The organism is Lysinibacillus sp. NPDC086135, assembly GCF_044746345.1.
GTDB lineage: Bacteria > Bacillota > Bacilli > Bacillales_A > Planococcaceae > Lysinibacillus.
Window position 1 is genome coordinate 162,529 of the sequence record NZ_JBIVCA010000001.1, and the last position, 24,909, is coordinate 187,437.

The 24,909-nt window shown below is 37.3% G+C and carries 29 protein-coding genes and 1 pseudogene; 22 read left to right on the top strand and 8 right to left on the bottom strand.

Annotation, left to right across the window (positions count from 1 at the left end):
- Window positions 1–515: 515 nt before the first annotated feature.
- The 5 genes from thrS (at window position 516) to ACIPKN_RS00710 (ending at window position 4,654) form a co-directional block, all read left to right on the top strand.
- Complete coding sequence (gene thrS, locus ACIPKN_RS00690; RefSeq protein WP_400932477.1) at window positions 516–2,447, top strand: threonine--tRNA ligase; 1,932 nt, start codon at window positions 516–518, stop codon at window positions 2,445–2,447.
- 648 nt (window positions 2,448–3,095) lie between these two features.
- Window positions 3,096–3,599: a translation initiation factor IF-3 gene (infC, locus tag ACIPKN_RS00695; protein WP_012295602.1), complete on the top strand. Its 504-nt coding sequence runs from the start codon at window positions 3,096–3,098 to the stop codon at window positions 3,597–3,599.
- 31 nt (window positions 3,600–3,630) lie between these two features.
- The gene (rpmI, locus tag ACIPKN_RS00700; protein WP_004226312.1) at window positions 3,631–3,831 is read left to right on the top strand and encodes a 50S ribosomal protein L35; all 201 of its coding nucleotides are present in this window, start codon (window positions 3,631–3,633) and stop codon (window positions 3,829–3,831) included.
- Window positions 3,832–3,892: 61 nt separating this feature from the next.
- Window positions 3,893–4,252, top strand: a complete 360-nt coding sequence (rplT, locus tag ACIPKN_RS00705) for a 50S ribosomal protein L20 (protein ID WP_053592414.1) — start codon at window positions 3,893–3,895, stop codon at window positions 4,250–4,252.
- 138 nt (window positions 4,253–4,390) lie between these two features.
- Window positions 4,391–4,654, top strand: a complete 264-nt coding sequence (locus tag ACIPKN_RS00710; RefSeq protein ID WP_400932480.1) for a DUF1294 domain-containing protein — start codon at window positions 4,391–4,393, stop codon at window positions 4,652–4,654.
- A 51-nt stretch (window positions 4,655–4,705) separates the two neighbouring features.
- Here the strand turns inward: ACIPKN_RS00710 and ACIPKN_RS00715 are convergent, their stop codons facing one another.
- Window positions 4,706–5,098, bottom strand: a complete 393-nt coding sequence (locus ACIPKN_RS00715) for a sigma-w pathway protein ysdB (RefSeq protein WP_142508817.1) — start codon at window positions 5,096–5,098, stop codon at window positions 4,706–4,708.
- Window positions 5,099–5,201: 103 nt separating this feature from the next.
- On the opposite strand from ACIPKN_RS00715, the gene ACIPKN_RS00720 reads away from it, so the two are divergent.
- Window positions 5,202–5,687 (top strand): dUTP diphosphatase, encoded by a 486-nt coding sequence (locus tag ACIPKN_RS00720; protein WP_142508818.1) that lies wholly within the window; start codon window positions 5,202–5,204, stop codon window positions 5,685–5,687.
- Window positions 5,688–5,783: 96 nt separating this feature from the next.
- The gene (locus tag ACIPKN_RS00725) at window positions 5,784–6,872 is read left to right on the top strand and encodes a M42 family metallopeptidase (RefSeq protein ID WP_370041481.1); all 1,089 of its coding nucleotides are present in this window, start codon (window positions 5,784–5,786) and stop codon (window positions 6,870–6,872) included.
- Between the two features lie 478 nt (window positions 6,873–7,350).
- On the opposite strand, the gene ACIPKN_RS00730 is transcribed toward ACIPKN_RS00725, so the two are convergent.
- The gene (locus ACIPKN_RS00730; RefSeq protein WP_400932483.1) at window positions 7,351–7,725 is read right to left on the bottom strand and encodes a peptidylprolyl isomerase; all 375 of its coding nucleotides are present in this window, start codon (window positions 7,723–7,725) and stop codon (window positions 7,351–7,353) included.
- Window positions 7,726–7,873: 148 nt separating this feature from the next.
- Between ACIPKN_RS00730 and ACIPKN_RS00735 the strand changes: the two are divergent.
- A pseudogene (locus ACIPKN_RS00735) lies at window positions 7,874–8,015 on the top strand (peptidase M28); the annotation flags it as partial.
- Window positions 8,016–8,079: 64 nt separating this feature from the next.
- Here the strand turns inward: ACIPKN_RS00735 and ACIPKN_RS00740 are convergent.
- The 4 genes from ACIPKN_RS00740 to ACIPKN_RS00755 form a co-directional block, all read right to left on the bottom strand.
- Window positions 8,080–8,784, bottom strand: a complete 705-nt coding sequence (locus ACIPKN_RS00740) for a 4'-phosphopantetheinyl transferase family protein (protein WP_400932485.1) — start codon at window positions 8,782–8,784, stop codon at window positions 8,080–8,082.
- A gap of 8 nt (window positions 8,785–8,792) precedes the next feature.
- A complete protein-coding gene (locus ACIPKN_RS00745; RefSeq protein WP_400932487.1) occupies window positions 8,793–9,305 on the bottom strand; it encodes a helix-turn-helix transcriptional regulator in 513 nt (170 codons plus the stop codon).
- Between the two features lie 173 nt (window positions 9,306–9,478).
- The gene (locus ACIPKN_RS00750; RefSeq protein ID WP_400932489.1) at window positions 9,479–10,471 is read right to left on the bottom strand and encodes a serine hydrolase domain-containing protein; all 993 of its coding nucleotides are present in this window, start codon (window positions 10,469–10,471) and stop codon (window positions 9,479–9,481) included.
- 13 nt (window positions 10,472–10,484) lie between these two features.
- Complete coding sequence (locus ACIPKN_RS00755; RefSeq protein ID WP_400932491.1) at window positions 10,485–10,943, bottom strand: MarR family winged helix-turn-helix transcriptional regulator; 459 nt, start codon at window positions 10,941–10,943, stop codon at window positions 10,485–10,487.
- Window positions 10,944–11,180: 237 nt separating this feature from the next.
- Here ACIPKN_RS00755 and argF point away from each other — a divergent pair, with 237 nt between their 5' ends.
- The 9 genes from argF (at window position 11,181) to ACIPKN_RS00800 (ending at window position 19,095) form a co-directional block, all read left to right on the top strand.
- Window positions 11,181–12,146 (top strand): ornithine carbamoyltransferase, encoded by a 966-nt coding sequence (gene argF / locus ACIPKN_RS00760; protein ID WP_400932493.1) that lies wholly within the window; start codon window positions 11,181–11,183, stop codon window positions 12,144–12,146.
- A 354-nt stretch (window positions 12,147–12,500) separates the two neighbouring features.
- Window positions 12,501–13,400 carry a LysR family transcriptional regulator gene (locus ACIPKN_RS00765; RefSeq protein WP_400932495.1) on the top strand — a complete coding sequence of 300 codons (900 nt, stop codon included), beginning with the start codon at window positions 12,501–12,503 and terminating at the stop codon, window positions 13,398–13,400.
- A 186-nt stretch (window positions 13,401–13,586) separates the two neighbouring features.
- The gene (locus ACIPKN_RS00770) at window positions 13,587–14,915 is read left to right on the top strand and encodes an LLM class flavin-dependent oxidoreductase (RefSeq protein WP_400932497.1); all 1,329 of its coding nucleotides are present in this window, start codon (window positions 13,587–13,589) and stop codon (window positions 14,913–14,915) included.
- Window positions 14,916–14,961: 46 nt separating this feature from the next.
- Complete coding sequence (locus ACIPKN_RS00775; RefSeq protein ID WP_400932499.1) at window positions 14,962–15,972, top strand: LLM class flavin-dependent oxidoreductase; 1,011 nt, start codon at window positions 14,962–14,964, stop codon at window positions 15,970–15,972.
- 13 nt (window positions 15,973–15,985) lie between these two features.
- Window positions 15,986–16,258, top strand: a complete 273-nt coding sequence (locus ACIPKN_RS00780) for a glutaredoxin family protein (protein WP_142508828.1) — start codon at window positions 15,986–15,988, stop codon at window positions 16,256–16,258.
- 15 nt (window positions 16,259–16,273) lie between these two features.
- The gene (locus ACIPKN_RS00785) at window positions 16,274–17,098 is read left to right on the top strand and encodes a transporter substrate-binding domain-containing protein (protein ID WP_400932502.1); all 825 of its coding nucleotides are present in this window, start codon (window positions 16,274–16,276) and stop codon (window positions 17,096–17,098) included.
- Window positions 17,099–17,124: 26 nt separating this feature from the next.
- Window positions 17,125–17,829: an amino acid ABC transporter permease gene (locus ACIPKN_RS00790; protein ID WP_400932504.1), complete on the top strand. Its 705-nt coding sequence runs from the start codon at window positions 17,125–17,127 to the stop codon at window positions 17,827–17,829.
- A gap of 11 nt (window positions 17,830–17,840) precedes the next feature.
- Window positions 17,841–18,548, top strand: a complete 708-nt coding sequence (locus tag ACIPKN_RS00795; protein WP_400932506.1) for an amino acid ABC transporter permease — start codon at window positions 17,841–17,843, stop codon at window positions 18,546–18,548.
- A gap of 34 nt (window positions 18,549–18,582) precedes the next feature.
- Window positions 18,583–19,095, top strand: coding sequence for a GNAT family N-acetyltransferase (locus ACIPKN_RS00800; RefSeq protein ID WP_400932508.1), 513 nt, complete (start codon window positions 18,583–18,585; stop codon window positions 19,093–19,095).
- Between the two features lie 83 nt (window positions 19,096–19,178).
- Here ACIPKN_RS00800 and ACIPKN_RS00805 read toward each other — a convergent pair whose 3' ends face one another.
- A complete protein-coding gene (locus ACIPKN_RS00805; RefSeq protein WP_400932510.1) occupies window positions 19,179–19,790 on the bottom strand; it encodes a hypothetical protein in 612 nt (203 codons plus the stop codon).
- Window positions 19,787–20,422 (bottom strand): hypothetical protein, encoded by a 636-nt coding sequence (locus tag ACIPKN_RS00810; protein ID WP_400932512.1) that lies wholly within the window; start codon window positions 20,420–20,422, stop codon window positions 19,787–19,789. Before ACIPKN_RS00810 ends, ACIPKN_RS00805 begins: the two co-directional genes overlap by 4 nt.
- A 227-nt stretch (window positions 20,423–20,649) precedes the next feature.
- Here ACIPKN_RS00810 and ACIPKN_RS00815 point away from each other — a divergent pair, with 227 nt between their 5' ends.
- Genes ACIPKN_RS00815 through ACIPKN_RS00835 form a run of 5 tightly spaced genes read left to right on the top strand, consistent with a single transcriptional unit; the run spans window position 20,650 to window position 24,854 of the window.
- A complete protein-coding gene (locus ACIPKN_RS00815) occupies window positions 20,650–21,282 on the top strand; it encodes a hypothetical protein (protein WP_400932514.1) in 633 nt (210 codons plus the stop codon).
- Window positions 21,279–21,881, top strand: coding sequence for a hypothetical protein (locus tag ACIPKN_RS00820; RefSeq protein WP_142508836.1), 603 nt, complete (start codon window positions 21,279–21,281; stop codon window positions 21,879–21,881). The genes ACIPKN_RS00815 and ACIPKN_RS00820 overlap by 4 nt, the downstream gene beginning before the upstream one ends.
- Complete coding sequence (locus ACIPKN_RS00825; protein WP_400932516.1) at window positions 21,878–23,020, top strand: ABC transporter substrate-binding protein; 1,143 nt, start codon at window positions 21,878–21,880, stop codon at window positions 23,018–23,020. Before ACIPKN_RS00820 ends, ACIPKN_RS00825 begins: the two co-directional genes overlap by 4 nt.
- Window positions 23,021–23,034: 14 nt before the next feature.
- On the top strand, window positions 23,035–24,036 hold the full coding sequence (locus ACIPKN_RS00830; RefSeq protein ID WP_400932518.1) for a FecCD family ABC transporter permease: 1,002 nt from the start codon (window positions 23,035–23,037) through the stop codon (window positions 24,034–24,036).
- Window positions 24,033–24,854: an ABC transporter ATP-binding protein gene (locus ACIPKN_RS00835; RefSeq protein ID WP_400932520.1), complete on the top strand. Its 822-nt coding sequence runs from the start codon at window positions 24,033–24,035 to the stop codon at window positions 24,852–24,854. Before ACIPKN_RS00830 ends, ACIPKN_RS00835 begins: the two co-directional genes overlap by 4 nt.
- Window positions 24,855–24,909 lie beyond the last annotated feature (55 nt).

A 24,909-nucleotide genomic window follows, 5' to 3' on the forward strand; every position in this document is an offset into this window, starting at 1 on the left:
GCTAACTGACCTGCATCGGTAAAAACGCCACGTCCTGTGGCATTACCGAAATGACCGACATCGTGTCGGCCCTCGTGCAGGCCTAAGCACAAAGCCGATTCTGGACGCAATTATGCCGAGGTATAATTGATCAAATGCATTGATGAGGACATGAATTTTGTGTAACGGCTTTTAGAGAGGGAAGTCATTGGCTGTAAGCTTCCTAGTTCGAGCACACTATTTACTACCTACTGAGCAGCGAAAGGGATAATCTTTCGCCGGTCCCTAGCCCGTTAGCTAGCCTTAAGCTTCGTCTGACTATAAAAAGTCGGAAGGAAGAAGGGTGGAACCACGAGCATACGCTTCGTCCCTTTCGTAGGGACGGAGCTTTTTTTATTTTCGTCCGATGGAAAATAGTGGTGAGCTGAATGCGGATGTAATTTTGGGTGTCACAACATCTATTGATTACTGATAACTTCCGGGATTCTTGGACTTCAATCATGCATCACAACAAAACAATAAGGAGTGCAAACAAAATGTCAGATATGATTAAATTAACTTTCCCAGATGGCGCTGTAAAGGAATTTGCAAAAGGTACATCTACTGATGATGTAGCATTATCAATTAGCCCAGGACTTCGTAAAAAAGCATATGCGGGTAAAGTAAATGGTGCCTTAGTCGATTTAAAAACACCAATTGAAGAGGATGCTACAATCTCGATTATTACACAGGATGATGAAGAAGCACTAGAAATTTTACGTCACTCTACTGCACACTTAACTGCACAAGCGATTAAACGTTTATTCCCTGATGTTAAACTTGGTATTGGTCCAGTTATTGAAGGTGGCTTCTACTATGATGTTGATGCACCAACTCCAATCACTGCTGAAGACCTACCAGCAATCGAAAAAGAAATGAAAAAAATTATCGCTGAAAACTTAGAAATCGAGCGCAAAAATGTTAGTCGTGCAGAAGCGCAAGCCATCTATGGAAAAATTGGCGATGAATACAAATTAGAATTACTTGAAGCGATTCCAGCAGATGAGCAAGTTTCTATTTACCATCAAGGTGAATTCTTCGACCTTTGCCGAGGTATCCACGCACCATCAACTGGTAAGCTTCGTGAGTTCAAACTTCTTTCATTAGCAGGTGCTTACTGGAGAGGTAACTCAGATAACAAAATGCTACAACGTGTTTATGGAACAGCTTTCTTTAAAAAAGAAGATTTAAAACATCATCTTCAAATGCTTGAAGAAGCAAAAGAACGTGATCATCGTAAAATTGGTAAGGAATTAGAATTGTTCACTTTATCTCAAACAGTTGGTCAAGGTTTACCACTATGGTTACCAAATGGTGCAACAATCCGTCGCATTATTGAGCGTTATATTGTAGATAAAGAAGTTCGTCTTGGCTACAAACATGTTTATACACCAGTTTTAGGTTCGAAAAAATTATATGAAACATCAGGCCACTGGGGACATTACCAAGATGACATGTTCCCACCAATGGAAATGGACAACGAAACATTAGTATTGCGACCAATGAACTGTCCACATCATATGATGGTTTATAAATCATCAATGCATTCTTATCGTCAGCTTCCTATTCGTATTGCTGAGTTAGGAACACAACATCGATATGAAAGTTCAGGTGGATTATCTGGTTTACAACGCGTACGCGGTATGACTTTAAATGATGCACATATTTTTGTACGTCCTGACCAAATTAAAGATGAATTTAAGCGTGTTGTGAATTTGATTCTTGATGTGTATAAAGATTTTAATTTAAATGATTACAAATTCCGTTTATCTTATCGTGACCCTGCAGACACTGAAAAATATTACGATGATGATCAAATGTGGGAAAAAGCACAAGGTATGTTAAAAGAAGCAATGGATGATCTTGGCTTAGATTATTACGAAGCTGAAGGCGAAGCAGCGTTCTATGGTCCAAAATTAGACGTACAAGTAAAAACAGCTATTGGTAAAGATGAAACATTATCGACTGTTCAGCTTGACTTTTTACAACCAGAACGCTTTGACCTAACATACGTTGGAGAAGATGGTAAACCACATCGTCCAGTTGTTATTCACCGTGGTGTCGTATCAACAATGGAACGCTTCGTTGCCTTCTTAATCGAAGAGTATAAAGGGGCATTCCCAACATGGTTAGCACCAGTACAAGTTGAAGTCATTCCAGTTTCAAACGAAGCACACTTTGATTATGCAAAACAAATTGAAGAGCAATTAACTGCTGCGGGCTTACGTGTTGAAATGGATGATCGTGAAGAAAAACTAGGCTATAAAATCCGTGAAGCACAAATGAAAAAAATCCCGTATATGCTTGTTATCGGAGACAAAGAAGTAGAGGCTGGTGGCGTAAACGTACGTCGCTACGGCTCAAAAGATTCAGAAACAATTAGCTTCCAAGACTTCTTAGCTAACATTAAAGCAGAAATTACAAAATAATTTTAATGATTTTGCCGTTGATGCGATTAATTAGAATTCGCCGGCAATTTTTGAAGTGTAATCTTAATTTTATTAAAACAATATTGATTTTATTACCAAATTTTTGGGTGCCACTTGTTACAACAAATGCCATTTATATAAGTTGATTGGAGTGGAGGCTGGGCGACTCCTCGGGGATCAGCGTCACAGATGAGACCCTGGAGCGAGCAAAGCGAGTGAAGCGGCTCATCGGACGCCCCCAGGAAAGCGCCCAGCCGGAACGGAAATCAACCTCACGTTATGAAGATGAACCATTATAATAGTTTAGATTATAAATTTTTAGGTTACTTTATTAATAATAAGCTAAAAAATATTTGACAGCTTATAAAGTACATGCTATTATAGTTAAGGTTAATGAATACAAAGTTTGTGGTTGAAGTAGAGGCTGCCCGCTTCTCACCTGATACAACGCTCTTAGGCTGTGAACAGGTATGACACGTTGAATTGTTTTGCGCAGACTTGCGCATGCACATATAGCGGGCGGACATCTTAGTGTCCGTCCTTTTTTTATGGACATGACAAGAGGATGTACCGTTCAACCGGGCAAGGCTTTGCCCAAACCATGTATTCGCGACAACTACTTGGAGGTGGATTACTATTAGCAAAGACATGTATGTAAACGAAGGCATTCGCGCACGTGAACTTCGATTAATCGATCACAATGGTGACCAGCTTGGTGTAAAGACACGTAATGAAGCGCTAGAAATCGCCGCTCGTGTAAACTTGGATCTTGTCCTTGTGGCCCCTCAAGCCAAGCCGCCAGTCGCTCGTATCATGGACTATGGTAAATTTAAGTTTGAACAGCAAAAGAAAGACCGTGAAATTCGTAAAAATCAAAAGGTCATCGTAATGAAAGAGGTTCGTCTGAGCCCAACAATCGATGAGCATGATTTCCAAACGAAGCTACGTAATGCGATTAAATTCCTTGAAAAAGGCGATAAAGTAAAATGTAGCCTACGTTTCAAAGGTCGTGCGATTACACACAAAGACATTGGTCAACGTGTGTTAGATCGTTTTGCTGAAGCTTGTGCTGAAGTATCGACGGTTGAACAAAAACCGAAGATGGAAGGCCGAAGCATGTTCTTAGTTCTTCAACCAAAGAACGAGAAATAATATTAGACGAACAGTTTAGGAGGAATTCGACATGCCAAAAATGAAAACTCACCGTGGAGCTGCGAAACGTTTCAAAAAAACGGGTTCAGGTAAATTAAAATATGACCGTGCTTATGGAAGCCACTTATTCGCAAACAAATCTACAAAACAAAAACGTCACCTACGTAAAGCAAACATCGTTTCATCTGGTGACTTCAAACGCATCAAATCATTACTTGTTTACATGAAATAATTTGACTACACAAATAAAATACTAACATTCATTTTTAAATGAAAAGCAGGAGGTAATTCGTATGCCACGCGTAAAAGGCGGAACAGTGACGCGCAAACGTCGTAAAAAGGTTTTAAAATTAGCTAAAGGTTACTATGGTTCAAAACATACATTATACAAAGTTGCAAACCAAGCAGTAATGAAGTCAGGTCAATATGCATACCGTGACCGTCGTCAGAAAAAACGTGATTTCCGTAAATTATGGATCACTCGTATCAACGCAGCTGCTCGCATGAACGGTCTTTCATACAGCCGTTTAATGCACGGTTTAAAAGTTGCAGGTATCGAAGTTAACCGTAAAATGTTAGCTGACCTAGCTGTAACTGATGCAGCAGCATTCACTCAATTAGCAGACACTGCTAAAAAAGCTGTAGCTAAATAATTTTTGACGAAGTTAAAAATTATTTCTGCACCGAAAGCGAAGCGACAGGTGCAGAATTTTTCAAAAGGCTGATGGATTTATCCGTCAGTCTTTTTTGTGTTAGAGTAGTAGAAAATAGAAAATAAAAAGGAGTACTCAATGGGGCAAGCATTATTAGCGTATATGGCGATTGTTTCTATAGTCCTGCTCGTAATGATGGGCATGGATAAGTCAAAAGCAAAAAAACATGAATGGCGTATTGCAGAACGCACATTATTTACATTAGCAATCGGTGGAGGTGCAGTAGGGGGCGTGTTGGGAATGTATTTATTCCGTCATAAAACACGCCATAACAGCTTTGCATTTGGCTTCCCGCTGCTAGCAGCTATTCAAATTTTTATCATAGTACAATTATGGGGATAAATCTCGAAGATAAAACACAGGAATGTTTCGATAAATAAAAAAACATCCTCATTATGAGGATGTGTTACGCATAAGCTTTTCAATGGGTTGCTTCCAATTTATTTTTGCGCTCGGATAGTTCAATAGGATTTCTTGCTGAAGGTATTCAAAATCTTTTTTCGCAAAACCTTGCAGTTTAGCGGCGTCACGGGCACCAACAAAAATAGTCACAACCTCGAAGGCATCTTCAGTAGTGCCGAGGTATTTTTCACCTTCAAAAAGAGCACCCTTATAAGAGATAAAGAAATTTTTTCGGACATTTTTGACGTCATCATAGAAATAATATTGGCCTTTTTCATAGGCTTCATCAAGTTTTCGCTTAGGATCGGTTATATAACGAATCGCTTTATAAAATACATAGATAATAAGCGCAATAACAGCAACACGAATAAGTAACGGCAACATTTTTAATTTCCCCCTTGAAGAAAGGTTATTCCTTCCTATACGATTGTGAAGGACAATTAGTTTCACTTTTTATAAATATTTTTAAGAAATTTAGGAGAAAAAAATGAATTTACAACAATTGTTTAAAATGCAAAAAGGACTTGATGATTTCATCGAGAAAACACAAAATATAGAACGTGATGTATTTAAAGAAAAAGGTTTAGCCTTAATGGTAGAACTAGCCGAACTAGCAAATGAGACACGTTGCTTTAAGTTTTGGAGCACAAAGGGAGCCTCAGAACGTGATGTAATTTTAGAGGAATATGTGGATTCGATTCATTTTATATTATCACTTGGCTTATTAAAAGGTTATACAGCGATCGAAAAGTGGCCGGTGATTGAAGAGAAGAGAGATTTAACAGAGACATTTTTAATGACACAAGACTATATTTTAAGTTTTATTAGTCAACCAACAGAGGATAGATACTTAGCGATCTGGCAATGCTATGGATTGCTTGCATTTAATCTGGGCTTTTCATTTGAAGATGTTGTTGCGGCATATATAGAGAAAAACGAAGAAAATTATAATCGTCAGCGCTCAGGATATTAAAGTGTAAGAAATACACCAATTTTCTGACGATTAAGCTAGGAATATTTCGGTAAACGAAGTATAATAGAGAAGATTCAAGAGTCAGGAGGCAAAAGGATGACACAGCTAGATTCAACATTACAAATGTTTAAAGATTTAACAGATGCGAATGGTATTGCAGGTAATGAACGTGCACCACGCGAGGTCATGAAAAAATACATTGGACCATATGCAGACTTAGTTGAAACAGATAATTTAGGTAGCGTCATTGCTAAAAAAGTTGGGGATGAAAATGGCCCAAAAATCATGGTTGCAGGTCACTTAGATGAAGTAGGCTTCATGGTTACTCAAATTGATGACAAAGGGTTCATCAAATTTCAAACAGTAGGTGGCTGGTGGAGCCAGGTTATGCTTGCACAGCGTGTAACAATTACAACACGTAAAGGCGATGAAATTATTGGGGTTATTGGTTCAAAGCCACCGCATATTTTACCAGCAGATGTGCGTAACAAAGTGGTAGACATTAAAGATATGTTTATCGATGTTGGTGCTGCTTCAAAAGATGAAGTACTTGAATGGGGTGTACGCCCTGGCGATATGGTAACACCATATTTCGAATTTAATGTGATGAAAAATGAAAAATACTTATTAGCAAAAGCATGGGATAACCGCATTGGTTGTGCAATTGCAATTGATGTTATGAAAGCATTGCAAAATGAAAAGCATCCTAACATCCTTTATTCTGTAGGAAATGTTCAAGAGGAAGTAGGGCTTCGTGGTGCGAAAACTGCTACGCATAAAATCCAACCAGATATCGGCTTTGCTGTCGATGTAGGTGTAGCAGGAGACACACCAGGGGTAACTGCAAAAGAATCAACTAGTAAAATGGGCGCCGGTCCACAAATTGTTGTTTACGATGCATCAATGGTGTCACACCGTGGCTTACGTGAATTCGTATTAGATGTGGCTGATGAGCACAATATTCCATATCAATTCGAAGCAATGGCTGGAGGCGGTACAGACGCTGGCTCTATCCACGTAACGGCAAATGGTATACCTGCCCTATCTATCGGAATTGCAACACGCTACATCCACTCACATGCAGGTATTTTACATCGTGATGATTATGATAATGCTGTAAAATTAATGGTGGAAGTGATTAAAAAATTAGACCGTGATGCAGTCAATAAAATTATTTTTGACTAATACTGCGGAAAGAAATAATCCTTCTAACAGAAATGTTAGGAGGCTTTTTGCGTTAGCAATTCACATCGGAGCGATTGAGACAGCATAACAAAAGGGACTTGTATGTAGTTCAACGTACAAGTCCAAATTGATGTGTGATAGGTTAATATTTCGATTGTAAAAAAGAGGATCATTGCTACTTATATGGTTCATCACCAAAAGTTGTGGATGACTTTTGTTATAAATAGTTGATTGGAGTGGAGACTGGGCGACTCCTCGGGGATCAGCGATAGAGGAACGAAGGCTAAAAGCATCACATCCTGTGATAACGCCTTCGTGACCAACATCGAGTTGGCCCGAGACCCTGCAGCGCAGCGAATGTTTTCTGTGCGAAAGCGAAGCGGCAGCAACAAATGTTTTTTCTGTGCGAAAGCGAAGCGGCAGCAACAAAGCGCCCAGTCGGAACGGAAATCAACCACACGTTTTGGTGATGATCCACTTATATACCTGTTACATTATCAATAGTTGTAGGTTTTCCATTGATGTGAATATTAATCGTATCAAGATTTGAGTCGAACGTAAATTTATAGACATGTTGTTTTATTTCATTATCTTGTTGATTCGTAACATCTAACTTTATTATTAATGTATCATCTTCTGTTTCGAGGCCTGTTGTAACTGTTCCTTTTGACCGAAAAACGATATAAGAAACATCCTTTTCTACTTCGTTGATTAATTGAAGTGTATTTTTTTCATCAATTACCTTTTGTACTTTTTCTGGAACACTTTCAATTTCACTAATACTTAGCGTTGATGAATTACATGCTGTTAAAATAAATACTGTTAAAAGCACTAAAAATAATAATTTTTTCAATGACTTATCATCAGCCTTCCTTCGAATGATTGGAAATTCCTGTTATGGTAAATTGTAACATAGAAAATCGTGAATTGGTGAAGGAATGGTAAATGTACAGCAAAATAGATTAATCGTTACAAACAAGCGTTAAGAGCATGTCTAAAATGGCTCTATCCAAGTTACTGTAAATGGTTATACCTGCTCTATCCATCGGTATTGCAGCACGCTACATCCACTCACATGCTGGCATTTTACATCGTGATGCTTATGATAAAGACAGTGATTCAATGAATATAATTATTTTTTGACTAAGATAAGTAAAACAACCCCCAAACGAATAAAGTTTGAGGGTTGTTTTATATGAAAAATAAATCATTCATCAAAGTGCTGGAAAAAAGATGCGATAGTATGTAAAGAAATTTGTTCAATAGCATTCGCTTCAATTTGCTCATTGGAACAGCAAGCTATAGAATACTGCTGTTCAACACTGGTAGTCAAAAAATATAGAGAATCCAATTGGTTTGTAGCATATAAATGAATGCCGCCACCATTAATTTTAAAAAAGAAGGATTGAAGTGGCAAAGACAAGCCTACACCACAATATTTAATATAGGCTTCCTTCAATGTCCATAGTTTATAAAAATAATTTAATTGATTTCTGTCAGACAAAGCTATTAAATCTTCATATTCCTCGGGAGCAAAAATATGTTGAGCGAGATTGAGATCCAATATTTTTTGCTTTTCAATATCGACACCGATTTCCATATTACTAATACCACAAAGAACATAATTTCCTGAATGCGAAATATTAAAAAAGGCGTAAGGTAGATTTTTCACATATGGTTTACCATATGGATTATTGTCAAATTCAATAGCTGATGGGGCAATATTAAAATTTGTTGAAATTAAATATCTAGCTAATATGTCAGCTAATAAGCCTCGCTTATAGTCATCTTTGAAATGGAATCGCTGAAGTTTGTTCTGTTTATCTTTTGAAATGAAAGCTGTGAGTTTTGAATGGTATTTATCGAAATGCGAATCTGTAATGGAAAGTAGAGCAAGTTTTATGATGATCAATAACCTCCTTATTTAGCCTTAGATAATTGCTGCCTATATTCTTTCGGTGTTAAATCGGCATAGCGTTTAAATAACTCTGAAAATCTACCTGCACTTTGATAGCCTACTGTTCGAGCAATTTCGTTAATAGGGAGCTCTGTATGAGCTAGTAATTTCGCAGCCTGATGAACACGTTGTTTTTGAATATATTCAGTAATTGTATAATGATAAACTTCTTTAAATAATTTTTTTAATTTTGTAGCACCCATACAAGAAATTTTAGTTAAATGATCTAACGTTAGTTGTAGGGCGTAGTAATTTTCAATATGAGTGGCTACATGCTCAATTTGGTGAATATCTTCTATAGAAATTTGTGAGCAATGACAAGTTTCATCGACAAGTACACGTTCCATTATACCTTCATAAAAAAGTGCAGAAGTCAGATCGGCACCACGATAAGCCGCTATTTGTCGAAGTAGGATTATCATTTCTGGAAAAGTAGCTGTAGCTTTTAGTGTTGTTAATGCTTGACGTGGATTCACATAAGTCACTTTTTCCCATATGAACATAAACAGGATTATTATAAGAATTTGTAGCAGTGCTGTATGCTAGGTTCTTCTAAGATATTTGTATTTAGTAAAAAATTCACTTTAAAATGAGGGTATCTTAAAAAATTAGAAATACCCCGTTTTGTATTCATATAAAATATCTACTATTAAACCTGTAAAAGCTTCAATATATCTTTCCCAATCTGCCCAGGGTTTGTCGCCAAAATAGGCGAGCGATAATTTGATAAAACAACGACGCCTGTTTGTTGTGTTTTATCAAACCCAAGATAACTAGAGAAAGCTTTCGTCGAACCGTTATGCCAAATGATATTGTCTTCAAGAAGCCATCCTAGACCAATACCCATATGTTCCGAAAAGGTTTCAGTTGCTTTATGTGTAAATGTATAACCTAAATTTTCATCACTTAAATGTACGCTCATAAACTTTAAAAGATCGTTGACAGTTGAACGGATTGCTCCTGCTGCCATAAAGTCATTCATTTGGAGTGGCGGCTTTTTATGTCCAAGGATCGTGTAGCCTTGCAATACTGCCTCTGCTTGATCAGAAGGGATAGAAATAAATGTATTTGGCATATTTAAAGGATCTGTTAATCTTTGTTTAATAGCTGTTTCATAATCAGTGTGAAGTGTATTGGCTAAAATATATCCTAAAAGCCCCATTCCTACATTAGAATATCTAAATTTAACTTTAGGCTCGTCTGTGTGCGTTTTAAAATAATTTATAGTCTCTTCCAGTGAATATTGGCAAAAGGGATCACGAGGTGTTTGTGCGTCAAAAAGATTGTAAATGTTCTTCAGCACACCTATTCCTGGTAGTCCAGAAGTATGATTTGCTAAACGTTTGAGTGTGACAGGGTGATTATCGGGAATTTCAGAAAAGTATTTGCCAATAGAGTCTTCTACATGGATTTTTCCTTCCTGAATCATTTCCCCTAATATGGATGTAGTAAAAACTTTAGAAATCGACCCAACTTCATATATATAAGGCTTTTCTTCCAGCATAAATTTCGAACCACCGAAAGTAAAAGTAGCTTCTTGGTCTTGAGAAATGATACCGATAGATAAAGCAACATTTGGACGGGTTTTTATATAGGGATAAGCAATTTTAAATATGTCCTTTTTTAAATCGTGTAAATCCACAATAATACCTCCATTAAGAACGCTTATTTTTTTCCTGCTCCTCTGAAATAATAAAACGTAATTTCAAAAGTATGTCTTTTAATTGTAACAAGTCCTCTCTATTGAGCTTTGTATAATATTTATAAATAATAGCAAGCTCAATTTCCTCCTGCTTTTGAAAATAAAGATGTCCCCGTTCATCTAGTTCTATAATAACCTCTCTACGATCCTTTTTACTCATTGTTCTTTTTATATAATCTTCTTGCTCCAGCCTATTTACTAGTTGGCTAACAGCACTTGGGGATGTACCCATTAACTTGGCTAATTCATAAGTTTGAAGTGGACCTTTCGTCTGAAGAAGATTTAAAAATACTGCTTGTTTTGTAGTTAATGTTTCATCGAACAATGAGGAAAATTCTTCAGTTAACATTAAAGTGGTTTCATATTCAACTTGATTGATTTCTTTAACAAGATGCACCAAATCCTTATCCATGTATTTTACCACCTAAATAATTAATATATATAAATTATAAATATGTATTAACAGTAATGCAATTTTCTTACTATGCGATCGAAGATGGAATATGCATAAATATTCGATTATTCGGATTTTAGACACAACCGAAGATAAAATTCTAACTTTTTAAAATAAACATAAAAATTCAGTTGATTTTATATTTATGCATTTGCTATACTAAGCCCAACAGCAATTAAACAAGGAGCGAAGGTTATGAAATTACTCGAGGAAGTACAGTTAAAGTTAGTATCTAGTTTAAAAGGTAAGGACTTATTAACCTTTCTAGACTATACAAGTGAAGAGGTTCAGCAGTTAGTTGAATTAGCGACACAGCTGAAAATGATTACTAAAGAAGGGAAATGTCCGAAGCTGCTAGAAGGTAAGACACTCGGCATGATTTTTGAAAAACATTCAACTCGTACTCGTATTTCATTTGAAGTTGGTATGAACCAATTAGGTGGAAAAGGTATGTTTATGCATGCGCGTGATTTACAGATTGGTCGTGGTGAATCGATTTATGATACAGCACATGTGTTATCAGGCTATTTAGATGGTATTATGATTCGTGCGAACGCTCATGCAATGGTAAAGGAGCTTGCAGAGCATGCATCTATACCGGTCATCAATGGACTAACAGATATTTATCACCCATGCCAAGCTTTAGCTGATTTAGAAACAATTATTGAAAATAAAGGTCACCTAAAAGGATTAAAAATTGCCTATGTTGGAGATGGCAACAACGTGGCGCACTCTTTAGTAGTCGCTTCTGCTCATGTAGGAATGAACGTGGCAGTAGCAACGCCAGTTGGCTATGAATGTGATGCAGAGGTGATCGCAAAAGCACAGGCTATCGCAGCAGCAAATGGTAGCACAATTATAATTACAAATGATCCTGTAGAAGCGGTGTTAAACGCGGACGTAGTATACGCGGATGTATGGACATCAATGGGGCATGAAGAGGAGGCTGCAAAACGTCTACAAGACTTTGCAGGTTATCAAATAAATGATGAGCTAGTAGCATTCGCAAAACCGAATTATATGTTCCTACACTGTTTACCAGCTCATCGTGAAGAAGAAGTAGCGTCATCTGTTATAAATGGCCCAAATTCCTATATTTTTGAGCAAGCGGAAAATAGACTCCATGCACAAAAAGCAGTGCTAGCATCAATTCTAGCTTAACTTCTTTCAGCGAGTGTTTTTTTGTAGCGAAAGCGAAGCGTATGCTACAATTGTTTTGAAGTATTATACTTCTTAGTTGAGATACTATATAAAGAGAGTTCATATTGGCAACAGGGGGTGTCAATATGAATAACATAAAGTGGTTGCAGACAGAGGGATGTAAGCCACGCGTGATGTATGTTATCAAGATGGATGACCACATCGCTACATAATAAAGTAACCTGGGAGACGCTAGGTTACTTTTTTCTTGTTAACTGCCCATTTACTTCAATACCTAGTTTTCCAATCTTTTATAGAGAATTAAAACGATTATCTATATAATAGGATAAATAAGTTATTGGAGGAGGGCTTCAGATGAATATTGACCATATCGAAGCGTTTTTATATGTAGTGCATTATAAAAGTATTCATAGGGCCGCAAATGCATTGTTTTTATCTCAACCGACTGTGACGGCACGTATTAAATCATTGGAGCGAGAGTTAAATGTAGAGTTATTTCATCGCGATGGGCGAAGTGTAATATTATCGGATAAAGGCAAGGATTTTGTACCTTTTGCGACACAGATTGTGCAAACCTTCGAACAGGGAAAGAAACAATTAGAGGAAACGAAGGAGTCTGACGAAGTGTGCATTGGTACAAATGGTGTCACAGCACAATATTTTTTAGCTTATGCAATGCCAAAATGGAAGAAAGACTTTCCACATTTACGCTTTCAGATTATCACAGGTTCAACAGCGGTGATTTTAGAAAAATTACAAAGTCATCAAATCCATCTTGGTCTAATTCAATACGTGCATAGGGAAGGGATTTGTAATGAGCTATTGCTAAGTAATGCAGTCAAACTTGTGATGCATCGCGAGCATCCCTTTATACAACAAAATCTAATAAAAGCAAAGGAACTGGCACAACAGAAAATGGTGTTTTTTGAATGTGGGGCTTTTGATTGGAATTATGTGCATAAAATGTTTGAGGTAGAGGGCGTATCAGCAAATATTGAAGTGCGAACGGATCATTTAGAAGTAGCGAAAGAATTTATCCGTACAAGGGAGTATATGAGTTTTTTACCATACCTTTGTGTAAAAAAAGAACTTGAAAGCGGTGAGTTTGTAGAGATTGATATCAAACATTTACTTGATATGAATCAACACATTTTTCTAACGTATAAAAATAAACAGACGCTGGCATCAGCCTTTTGGAAAACAATAGTAGAAACAGCTGAGCAATTTGAAAGCATTCAAGAAAATCTGAATTGATAAAATTTTTTATAAGTCAGTAAATTTTTTTCTATTAAGTAGCCTATTGCAAACTGTATAAATGAACTGTATTATCTTCCTCAACCCTATTTTATTTATGAGTACCCATAAATAAAATATTTTTTTAAATATAAAACATACTTAACCACTATGTTTAGTAAAAATAAAATTTAAGGAGGAACAAATATGGTGAGACAGGACAAAATTCGATTCGGGGCTATTATTCATGGTGTGGGTGGTAATATTTCAGGTTGGCGTCATCCTAAGGTGGCTAGCAATCAAAGTGTAAGCTTGCCGTTTTATATTCAGCAAGCACAAAAGGCTGAGCAGGGGAAATTTGATGTTGCTTTTATTGCAGATGGTTTGTTCATCAATGAAAAATCTATTCCCCATTTTTTAAATCGTTTCGAGCCAATAACAATTCTTTCGGCGCTAGCAGTAGCAACGAAAAACATCGGGTTAGTTGGTACTGTATCAACTTCCTATAGCGAACCATTTACAGTTGCACGCCAATTTGCCTCTTTGGATCATATTAGTGGGGGCCGTGCGGGGTGGAATGTTGTTACGACACCATTAGAAAGTACTGCTTTAAACTACAATAAATCAATTGAACAGCATCCTAGCCATACAGAACGGTATCAAATTGCTGAGGAATATTTAGAAGTGGTAAAGGGCTTGTGGGATTCATGGGAAGATGATGCTTTCATAGCAGATGTAGAACATGATGTATTTTTCGATCCTGAAAAGCTGCACACACTAAATCATAAGGGCAACTATTTTTCAGTACAAGGTCCGCTGAATATAGCACGCTCTAAGCAGGGGCAGCCTGTTATTTTCCAAGCAGGTTCTTCAGATGCAGGTATTCGATTAGCGGCAAAGGATGCAGAGGCAATTTTTACACATGGTGCGTCGTTAAAAGAATCACAGAAATTTTATAAAAGAGTGAAGACTGAGGTTGTGGCATTTGGACGCAATCCAGATGAAGTTAAAATTTTCCCAGGAATTTCTCCGATTATTGGCGATACGCTTGAGGAAGCGGAAGCGAAGTATCAGGAAATCGTTGAGCTTGTTTCGATAGAGCGCGCACTTGCTTATCTTGGTCGATATTTCGATCATCATGATTTTTCACAATATGATGTAGATGCTCCGTTCCCAGAGCTTGGTGATATTGGAGCAAACAGCTTTAGAAGTACGACTGATTATATTAAAAAATATGCCAAACAAGAAGGGCTAACATTGCGACAAGTAGCGTTACGTGAGGCAACCCCCAAAACAGCATTCTTTGGTACAGCAGAGCATGTTGCTGACCTCGTGCAGGAATGGTTTGAGCAAGAGGCGGCTGATGGCTTTATTATAGGCGTTACTGTACCTGGAGCACTGGATGATTTTGTAGACAAGGTTGTGCCGATTTTACAAGCAAGAGGGTTATACCGTGAAGAATATGAAGCTGACACATTACGTGGTAACTTAGGTTTACCATTTAAAGAAAGCCGTTATGTCAAACAGTCTGTCTAAAAACCAAGTATATATATAAGAATAAGTGTATTTAAGGAGGCAATGTATGAGCTATTCATTAGGTATATTAGATCAAAGCCCTATTATTGAGGATGCTACAAACGAGAAGACCTTACAAAAAACAGTGGCTCTAGCACAAAAAGCAGAGCAATTGGGCTACTCACGTTTTTGGGTGTCAGAGCACCACAATACAGATACATTAGCAGGATCATCGCCGGAGGTATTAGTATCTTATCTCCTTGCGAAAACAAAGTCTATCAATATTGGATCGGGTGGAGTAATGCTTCAGCACTACAGTCCTTACAAGGTAGCAGAAAACTTCCATGTTCTCGCATCGTTGGAGCCAGGCCGTGTTGATTTAGGCATAGGGAAAGCACCGGGCGGTTTACCTCTCTCTACGAAGGCATTGCAATATGGCACCCTCCATAAAGGCGAAAATGATTTTGAGGAAAGATTAACATTTTTACAGCAATTAATTGAGCAAACAGTACTAGCAGAGCACGAGTTATATGGAGTACGGGCAACCCCGATTCCAAAGGTAAAGCCAGCATTATTTTTACTTGGGGCAAGTCCACAAAGCGCCGCACTTGCAGGTACACTAGGCATTGCGTTTGTCTTTGCGCGATTTATTAATAGTGATAATGATGTATTAGCACAAGCAGCTACAGCTTATCGCACGCATCATCCAAACGGTCATTTTGCCGTCTCCATCGCAGCACTTGCAGCCCCTACAAAAGAAGAGGCGATAGCGTTAGTTGGTGATCAAAAAATTACGAAGGTGCATTTAGCGAGTGGCAAAAGTCTAACATTACAATCAGTAGAACTTGCAGAGAAATTTGGTCAGGAATCTGGGGAGTCATTTACGGTGAAGCAATATGATGCAGATATTTTATGTGGGACTCCGGATGATATTAAAACGATATTAGATGACTACCATGTGCGCTATCAAATTGATGAGTATATTTTGCATACGCCTGTGTTGAAGGAATTTGAACGGGAACGATCATTTGAGCTATTGAGTCCAGTCAATTTACAGCAAAAGGAAGCGGTAAGCTAAGGAAGAAATGAATATGACGAAAAATATAGATGTAATAGTTTGGTCAAAGCAAGGTTGTAGTTATTGTGATGAAGTGAAAACACATTTGAAACAGCAAGGTATTTCTTACAAAACCGTAGATGTAACACATAATGACGCATTCCGTGACATCTTAGAAGCAAAATATGGTGTCCGTTATGTTCCAGTTGTCGAAATTGGAGCAAATGGCGTCTTTAAAGCAGTAACAGAAATTGGGTTGGAGCATTTAAAAGCAGCGCTTGCTGTTGATTTACCGTCGCATGCATAAGAAGAGAGGGATTCTATGAAAAAATTATCATTTTATTTACTATTGTTGCTAGTTTTACTTTTAACCGCTTGTACAAGTTCTGAAAAGTCCGAAGGGGATACTAGTGAGAATAAAGCTGCGCAAGGTGGAAAGGACGTTCGAAAAATTATTGTCGGTACCGGTACTCAATTTCCAAATATCTGCTTTATTGATGACAAGGGGAATTTAACAGGTTATGATGTGGAGCTTGTTCGCGCTATTGATGAGAAGCTACCAGAATATGAGTTTGAATTTAAAACAATGGAATTTTCAAATTTATTACTAAGTTTAGAGACAAGAAAGATTGACTTTGTTGCCCATCAAATGGAAGTCAATAGTGAACGAGAGGAGAAATTCCTCTTTAATAAAGAGCCTTATAATGTATTCCCATTAAAAGTAACAGTCAATGCAAAAAACAATTCTATTCAATCCATTGATGATTTGAAAGGGAAAAACGTTAGTGTTTCGCCAACTAGTAACTCTGCTGTCTATATAGAAAAATACAATAAGGAACATAATTTAGGTGCTAATATTGTCTATTCGTCAGGCTCGGTTGATGTTCATAATCAACTTGCAACAGGTCGAATCAATGCAATCATTACAACACCATTTGCAGTAAAGTACTATAACGAAAGCAATAAGGCACAGGAGAAGGTAGTAGGAGATGCTTTATTAAATTCAAAAGTTTACTTCTTATTAAATAAAGACGAGGTCGTCTTACAGGAGCGACTTGATGATGCTATCCGAGAATTAAAGGCAGAAGGCGTCATTAGTAAGTTAAGTAAGAAATGGCTAGGTGACGATTATTCAGTAGACTTCTAAACGAGATAGGAGAAGGAGATGGAAGTATGGCTAATGACTTTGACTTCACACTAATTGCACAAGTACTTCCAATATTGCTTCAGTATTTACCAGTAACACTCGAAATTTTAGTGTTCGCCACTTTTTTTGGCATGCTACTTGGTATAGTAATCGCTATACCAAAGTTGCTACACATACCAGTTTTGAAGCACATCATAACGATTTATATTTCGTTTATTCGAGGTACGCCGGTTTTAGTGCAATTGTTTTTAGTGTTTTATGGTATACCAGCGTTATTAAAGCTTGTGCATATTGATGTAACAAGAATGGATGCTATGTATTTTGTAATTATTACTTATACGATGAGCAATGCTGCATCGTTTGCTGAGATTTTTAGAGCGGCTATTTTAACGGTTGATCGTGGACAAATGGAGGCAGCTTATTCAGTTGGATTAAGTGGAATACAGGCCTTTCTACGTATAGTGCTCCCTCAGGCGATTCGTGTTGCCTTTCCAAATATGGCAAATACGATGATTAGTTCTTTAAAGGATACTTCTTTAGCATTTTCAATTGGTGTCATGGATATGGTGGGACGTGGAGAAACACTTATTGCTTCAACAACAAGGGCGCTAGAGATATATTTGGCGCTGTCCATTGTTTATTATGTCATTGTTATGTTACTAGAAAAGGGTTTGAAATTAAATGAACGATATCTTAATCGATATATGCCAAAGGAAGCTGCTTCTAGCTAGGGGGAAATGCTATGACTATAGATATTGTTTTTATTTTTGAAGCTTTAATAGAAATTAGTAAAGTATTGCCGTTAACTTTGTTCATGGCAGTTACACCTGTCTTATTAGGCATTTTTATCGGCATAATAGTTGCTTTTGTTCGGATACAACAAACAAAAATTCTCACGCCTTTGTTGAATTTTTACGTTTCTTTTTTTAGAGGTACACCAATCATTATGCACATTATGCTTGTTTATTTTGGCATACCAATTGTTGTTGATGTCATTTCAAAAGCTTTCAAGCTTGAGTTTCAATCAAGCTCTATCCCTATTTTACTTTTTGTTATTTTGGCTTTGACGCTAAGTGCAGGAGCTTACGCCTCTGAAATAATTCGGTCCGGTATTTTAAGTGTACCTAAGGGACAGCTAGAGGCAGCATATGCAGTCGGTTTGACTTTTTCACAGGCGATGCGACGCTATATATTACCTCAAGCATTTGGTAAATCCATTCCTAACTTCACAAATGTCTTTATCGGTTTCTTACATGCCACGTCACTAGCTTTTTTCCTTTCAATTAAAGAGTTAACAGGAGTTGCAAATATCATTGCTTCTATTAATTTAAAGTTTTTGGAGGCATTTATCGCCGTTGGGCTAATTTATTGGAGTGTTTCAGCTATCGTTGAATGGCTTGCACATCGTATTGAAAAAAGAGTAACAGCCTATAGTAAGGGCGGCATTTAAATAGAGTTGTTTATATAGAAAGGGGATAAGAACGATGACAGTAGCTGAAATAGTGATTGAGCATTTAAAAGAGGAAGACTATGCAAAGTATTTAGAGGTTTTAGTAGAGAGTTATGCACAATATGAAAAAGAATATGAAAACCCAGAGGACTGGGCTTCTTACTTAAGTGATATTCGAGCATCTGTCGGTAACCCTAATGCAGAGACAATTTTAGTGGCAAAGCGGGGTGATGAAATTTTAGGGGGACTGCAATTATTTACAGATTCTGAAAAAGCATATGGTTTGCCAGAGCTTAACATAAAGTCTGCCATTGTGCGCTTACTTGGCGTGCATCCTAAAGGAAGAGGGCTAGGTGTTGCTAAAAAGTTATTGGACGAAAGCTTCGCCTTTGCACGCAATCGTCAGGATCAAGCATTATATTTACACTCGGGTGATATTATGCAAGCTGCTATTAATCTTTATTTATCCTTGGGTTTTGTAAGAGATGAATCTAAAGAGTTTAATAAGGGAGATAAGCTTGTAAAAAGTTTCCGCTATGATTTATAAATAAACTATGAGTACGTTAAAAAATGCCATAGAGAAAGGATTTGTTCGTCCTTTTTCTATGGCATTTGCACTTAACTCAGCGCTTACGAAATTTTCCCATAGGCTAAGTATGGGAAAAAGCCTTCAAGGAATCGTTCAGTTGCCGGCATAAAGTAAGAGCCGAAATGGAAATCAGGATCTAATGTTGTTATGACCCAAGTTCCGCCCGTAGAGGTAGTATCAATATATAAAACTGCACCACCATCTTCCGTCGATACTAAAATATCTGCATTTTCAGGAGGCCAGAAAACGCCATGTTGGTGCCATGTGCAGTCGTCAAGTGTTAAATAACCGTTAATTAGAGGATGATTTGGTTTTTGTAAAACTAGACCACTTGAAGTATCTTTTTCAAGCCACCACCAAAAATTTGTTGGTCGCTCTTCCCATTGTTGTGCTGGTAACCAACTCCATGGCTGTGGTCCAAATGCAACTACAATTCCACCTTTATCAGCAAATGAATGTATTTTTACTACGCTAGCAAGTAACAGCTTGTGATTTAATTGAGAGGGAACAATCAGTACATCTAAGTCGTCGATGTCCGTTTCTAGGAATTCAGGATGATAAATTAATTTTTTTATATATTGATTGAATTTTGGTTCATGGAATGTCCGATAATGTGATTCATTACCACTATATATAACACCGATTCTTCTCATTGTACTGTGCTCTCCTTTAATGATTGTACTTCTGCTTCAAGCCATGATAATAATTGAGGCCGAATAAGGTCTGTTGATTTGTTTTCATTAGCATAGCCTAGTAAATCACGTCCTGCATGGACTAAAATAGTACCATTTGTTGTAGTACGATCTACATATGTAACCGTTTTACCATTTGAAAAAGTAAGTAATATTTCTGCATCATCTGGTGCGTGATGATAACCACGTGCAAAAAAGCCAGCAACTCCTTTTTTAAATGTCATATCTTCCGTAGTTACACCTTGAAAAATGGATGAATCTGCGGTCGGAAAAACCTCATAATCTTTATAATTACGAATTAGCTGTGGCATGAATGGACCGCAACCTGGTAGCCATTCGCGAAATAGATGGCCACAATACACTACGATTTTTTTTTCTTCTAAAAAGGCAGCAATCTTCTCACGTTGACTGTACAAAAATTCTTGATCAACAAAGTTTGGGATTAGGATAACATCCACTTTTTCTAAATTTGCGTATGCGAAATCATATTGATCAATTATTTTTGCTTCATTACCTGTATCTTTTTGCATACGACCATTCACACCGAAAGCATGTCCGGGGTCTAGTTTTAGTATCGAAATTGGGTCACTCATATTTATTCCTCCAAAAATAAAATTAAATAATAAATTATATTGAAAAAATATTTTACGCTTTTTGAACAATTGTTCGCGGAAAAATTTACCTACAAATGTCTTGGAAACAAAAGGAAGTGCGCAAAACCTATTTGACAATGATAATCATTATCACTATACTGTAATATGTATTTAGGTGCAAATGATAATCATTATCAATAATGGTGGGATAGAAAGAAGGGTTCTCTTTGAAACCAATTGCTTATGTTGGTATTGATATACAGTTTTCGAGACTGACAGATGAGGATCGAAGGCGAGGATTAACGTTTTTATATGTATACGATTTACCGTATACCGATTTACGTGCCTATGCAGGCTTAATTATTACTAATTTAGTGGATGAGCAATTTTTATTAGAGCATAGAAATGTTTTGGATCAATATTTGACTCAAGGTGGCGTTATTTTTTCACTTACAGAGACATCATTACCTTGGTTAACAGGAGTTCCTAATTGGAAACGGTCTCCGATTCCATTAAAGGATCGTGAAATAATTATAAAAGAGCCAATACATCCATTATTCGCAAGTATTGATGCTTATGATATTAACTACCGTAAAGGAGTTAGAGGATTTTTTTCTCTTGGTTATTTCGAAAAAATTCCATTACATGCAGAGGTTCTTGTGACCGATCAAAGTGGTGCAACTATCATTTATGTGGATCGTGATTCAACAAATGGCACAATTTTTGCTGGCGCAGGGACGGACATCTATCGAGTATTTATCGATGAAGATAATTCCTCGCGTTATTTAAGTTTGCAAATGCTTACATGCATCCGAGAAGAGTATGAGCGCAATCAATTGAAGGGAGTGGGGGCACAATGATCGGTATCGTAACAAATGGATTACCCTTTCAAAAGCGATTTTTTGAAGAGCAGGAATTTCATTATTTATATGATGATATTTTACATATTCAAGAATTACATCGATATAATTTAGCAGATTATGACACATTGATTTTATCATGCCGTCTAGATATTCCCCATTTGAAGCGTTATCAATCACAGCTTCTCACATTTATTGAATCAGGTAAGCGACTCATTATTTTTGGTGAGATTTTAGATAATTGGTTTCCTACAATTGATTGGGAGGATTCGGAAGTTAATTTTAGTTGGTGGGTGCGCGACGGCGGTGATTTACCAATGAGTGAGCAAAATACAACACATCCATTATTCAAATTTATAACGCTTCGTGATATGAAGTGGCATTATCATGGCTCGTTTTTACCACCAGTTGGTGCTCAATCTTTACTCGATATCCCAGGTGGTCGCTCATTATTTTATATCGACAGCGTAAGTTTTAAAGGCGAATTAGTTGTCACTACACTAGATCCAATGTTCCATATCGGGCTTGGTTTTATCGATCAGTCAAAACCCTTTTTACATGGAATTGCAAAATGGTTAAGAGAGGAAGAAAATCAATGAAAAAATATGGTTATTTGGCAGCACTAACATTAACAGCAATGCTTGCAGCCTGTGGCAATCAAGAGGGACAATCAAAGTCTAATCAATCCGCAGAATCTTCAAAGTCGGAGGTTCAGACAACAGCGGAGGAGAAAGTTGTGACGGATCAGCTTGGCCGTGAAGTAACAGTACCAGGCAAAATTGAACGTGTCGTGACAGGTGGGATTTTACCTTATTTCTCCACATGGTATGTCGCTACAAACTCAACGAAAGAAATTGTCGGTATGCACCCAAATTCGTATAATGCCGCGAAAAATTCAATTTTAGCAAAAATCTCACCAGATGTTTTAAAAGCAGAAACATCGTTTATTCAAAATGGTGAAGTGAATGTGGAAGAATTAATGAAAGTGAACCCTCAACTATATGTAGAGATTTCAACAAATGAGGATTCCATTAATAAAATTACAGAGGCAGGAATCCCTGTTGTTGCAGTAAAAGCGATTGATGCCGCAGCTGCTGAGCCTCTAGCAACATTCAATAGTTGGTTGACGTTAACGAGTCAAATGACAGGAACTACTGACCGTGCTGACCGTTTTTTAGATGAAGGTAAAAAAGTGCAGTCCGAACTTGATGCTAAATTAAAAGATGTTGCCACTCAGGACAAGCCTCGTGCGATGATACTGCATATGCATAATGATAAATCCATCACGGTTGGTGGTAAAAACTTTTTCGGTAATCAATGGCTTAACGCAACTGGAGCTGTAGACGTTGCTGAAAATGATGTACAAGGAAGGAAAGAAGTAAATATGGAGCAAATTTATGCTTGGAATCCAGATATAATTTATATCACTAACTTTACTGAAACGCAGCCAGAAGACTTACTTGAAAACAAGGTGAGTGGACAGGATTGGAGTCAGGTGAAAGCTGTTCAAGAGGGAAAAGTTTATAAAATTCCATTAGGTATTTATCGCTGGTTCCCACCAAGTGGCGATGCGCCATTAATGCTAAAATGGATGGCACAAAAAAATCACCCAACATTATTTAACTATAAAATAGAAGATGAGATTAAAGCTTACTATAAGGATTTCTATGAATTTGATGTTTCAGATAAGGAAATCCACACTATTTTAAATCCTTCTTCCGATGCAGCGAAATATTAAGGACTGATTGTGAAATGAAGAAATGGAAAATTATACTTTTATGGTTGCTACCGATTTTGGTAGCAATCGTTTCTCTTGGTGTTGGACGATTTGGGGTAAGCATGGAGCATATTATTAAAATCCTAGCTTCTCAAGTATTTCCTATTGAACAAACGTGGACAAGTATGGAAGAAACTGTAGTTATGAATATTCGTTTACCTCGAATCTTACTTGCTCTATTAATTGGTGGTGGTTTATCTATTGCTGGTGCAGGTTTTCAAGGTATGTTTGGAAATCCACTAGTATCACCTGATATATTGGGCGTTTCTGCGGGTGCAGGGTTTGGAGCATCGCTTGGGATATTATTATTTGGACAAAACTTTGTAGCTCAAATGATGGCACTTATCTTTGGATTAGGTGCAATTGGCTTTACGTATTTAATTGCAGGGGCAAAGAAAAATGCACCTATTTTTATGTTTGTCTTAGCTGGTGTTGTTACGTCAGCACTTTTTAATGCATTAATTTCCTTAACAAAATTTGTAGCCGATCCAGAGGAAAAACTTCCAGCCATCACTTATTGGTTAATGGGGAGTCTTGGTACAGCAACCTATAAGGAGTTGTATATTGGTGGTCCACTCATATTAATTGGAATTTTACTATTGTACTTACTACGATGGCGATTGAATATTTTAACATTGCCGGAGGACGAGGCAGAATCAATGGGAATTCCCGTTACACGTTTAAAGTGGTTCGTCATTTTCGGAGCAACTTTAATTACAGCTGCATCCGTAGCTGTTGCTGGAATTGTTGGTTGGGTTGGTTTAATTATTCCGCATGTTGCACGAATGCTAGTCGGTAATAATAATCAATTTGTATTACCAGTATCTGTGGCTATAGGTAGTATTTATTTATTAATAATTGATGATTTAGCTCGTTCATTAACAGCAACGGAGATACCTTTATCTATTTTAACAGCAATTATTGGAGCGCCGTTCTTTGCTTATTTATTACGCCGTTCAGGAGGAGGCTGGGCATGAAAATTGAAGTGATAAACGGAAATTATCATTATGAAAAAAGACAAAAAAAATTACCTGATTTATATGCAAAAGACATCAATTTCTCATTGGAGCCTGGTGAAATAATGGCGATTCTAGGTCCGAACGGAGCAGGGAAAACGACGATGTTAAAATGTATAACGGGGTTACTTGAATGGAAAAAAGGCGAGACTTTAATAGATAGCAAACCACTTGCAGCATTAAATCGGAAAGAACTATGGAAACGCGTTGGTTATGTGCCCCAAGCGCATAAGATGGTATTTGGATTTTCTGTAGAAGAGCTTGTCGTTATGGGGAGAGCCCCGTATATTAGCACCTTAGCGCAGCCATCTGCGAAGGATTTGGAAGCGGCTCATCAAGCACTGAAGACGGTTGACATTTTACATCTTGCTAAAAAATCATGCAATGAAATTAGTGGTGGTGAGTTGCAGTTAGCTTTAATTGCAAGAACTCTTGTTTCTGAACCAGAAGTTTTGATTTTAGATGAACCAGAGTCGCATTTGGATATTCAAAAACAAATAGTTATTTTACAAACGGTTAAGCGTTTATCGAAGGAACGCGGTATTTCATGCATAATCAATACCCATTACCCAAATCATGCGTTTTATCTAGCAGATCGAATCATGATGACTGCAAAAGAAAAAGGCGTCATCTATGGTAAAGTACAGGAGGTAATGACTGAAGCAAGGATGAAGGAATTTTTCGGTATTGAGTTGAAAAAAATAATATTTGAAGAAGGAGATTACCTTGTTGAAACGATGATACCAAGCGCATTAGGGACGGAGCGTAACAGTCGATAATCTCAAATGAAAAACACGGTCTCACCTTTCGTGGCGAGATCGTGTTTTATCTACA

Excerpts from the sequence above, each read along its gene's own strand:
- thrS (WP_400932477.1), top strand. The coding sequence starts at position 516 with ATGTCAGATATGATTAAATTAACTTTCCCAGATGGCGCTGTAAAGGAA.
- infC (WP_012295602.1), top strand. The coding sequence starts at position 3,096 with ATGTATGTAAACGAAGGCATTCGCGCACGTGAACTTCGATTAATCGAT.
- rpmI (WP_004226312.1), top strand. The coding sequence starts at position 3,631 with ATGCCAAAAATGAAAACTCACCGTGGAGCTGCGAAACGTTTCAAAAAA.
- rplT (WP_053592414.1), top strand. The coding sequence starts at position 3,893 with ATGCCACGCGTAAAAGGCGGAACAGTGACGCGCAAACGTCGTAAAAAG.
- ACIPKN_RS00710 (WP_400932480.1), top strand. The coding sequence starts at position 4,391 with ATGGGGCAAGCATTATTAGCGTATATGGCGATTGTTTCTATAGTCCTG.
- ACIPKN_RS00715 (WP_142508817.1), bottom strand. The coding sequence starts at position 5,098 with ATGTTGCCGTTACTTATTCGTGTTGCTGTTATTGCGCTTATTATCTAT.
- ACIPKN_RS00720 (WP_142508818.1), top strand. The coding sequence starts at position 5,202 with ATGAATTTACAACAATTGTTTAAAATGCAAAAAGGACTTGATGATTTC.
- ACIPKN_RS00725 (WP_370041481.1), top strand. The coding sequence starts at position 5,784 with ATGACACAGCTAGATTCAACATTACAAATGTTTAAAGATTTAACAGAT.
- ACIPKN_RS00755 (WP_400932491.1), bottom strand. The coding sequence starts at position 10,943 with ATGGATAAGGATTTGGTGCATCTTGTTAAAGAAATCAATCAAGTTGAA.
- argF (WP_400932493.1), top strand. The coding sequence starts at position 11,181 with ATGAAATTACTCGAGGAAGTACAGTTAAAGTTAGTATCTAGTTTAAAA.
- ACIPKN_RS00765 (WP_400932495.1), top strand. The coding sequence starts at position 12,501 with ATGAATATTGACCATATCGAAGCGTTTTTATATGTAGTGCATTATAAA.
- ACIPKN_RS00770 (WP_400932497.1), top strand. The coding sequence starts at position 13,587 with ATGGTGAGACAGGACAAAATTCGATTCGGGGCTATTATTCATGGTGTG.
- ACIPKN_RS00775 (WP_400932499.1), top strand. The coding sequence starts at position 14,962 with ATGAGCTATTCATTAGGTATATTAGATCAAAGCCCTATTATTGAGGAT.
- ACIPKN_RS00780 (WP_142508828.1), top strand. The coding sequence starts at position 15,986 with ATGACGAAAAATATAGATGTAATAGTTTGGTCAAAGCAAGGTTGTAGT.
- ACIPKN_RS00785 (WP_400932502.1), top strand. The coding sequence starts at position 16,274 with ATGAAAAAATTATCATTTTATTTACTATTGTTGCTAGTTTTACTTTTA.
- ACIPKN_RS00790 (WP_400932504.1), top strand. The coding sequence starts at position 17,125 with ATGGCTAATGACTTTGACTTCACACTAATTGCACAAGTACTTCCAATA.
- ACIPKN_RS00795 (WP_400932506.1), top strand. The coding sequence starts at position 17,841 with ATGACTATAGATATTGTTTTTATTTTTGAAGCTTTAATAGAAATTAGT.
- ACIPKN_RS00800 (WP_400932508.1), top strand. The coding sequence starts at position 18,583 with ATGACAGTAGCTGAAATAGTGATTGAGCATTTAAAAGAGGAAGACTAT.
- ACIPKN_RS00805 (WP_400932510.1), bottom strand. The coding sequence starts at position 19,790 with ATGAGAAGAATCGGTGTTATATATAGTGGTAATGAATCACATTATCGG.
- ACIPKN_RS00810 (WP_400932512.1), bottom strand. The coding sequence starts at position 20,422 with ATGAGTGACCCAATTTCGATACTAAAACTAGACCCCGGACATGCTTTC.
- ACIPKN_RS00820 (WP_142508836.1), top strand. The coding sequence starts at position 21,279 with ATGATCGGTATCGTAACAAATGGATTACCCTTTCAAAAGCGATTTTTT.
- ACIPKN_RS00825 (WP_400932516.1), top strand. The coding sequence starts at position 21,878 with ATGAAAAAATATGGTTATTTGGCAGCACTAACATTAACAGCAATGCTT.
- ACIPKN_RS00830 (WP_400932518.1), top strand. The coding sequence starts at position 23,035 with ATGAAGAAATGGAAAATTATACTTTTATGGTTGCTACCGATTTTGGTA.
- ACIPKN_RS00835 (WP_400932520.1), top strand. The coding sequence starts at position 24,033 with ATGAAAATTGAAGTGATAAACGGAAATTATCATTATGAAAAAAGACAA.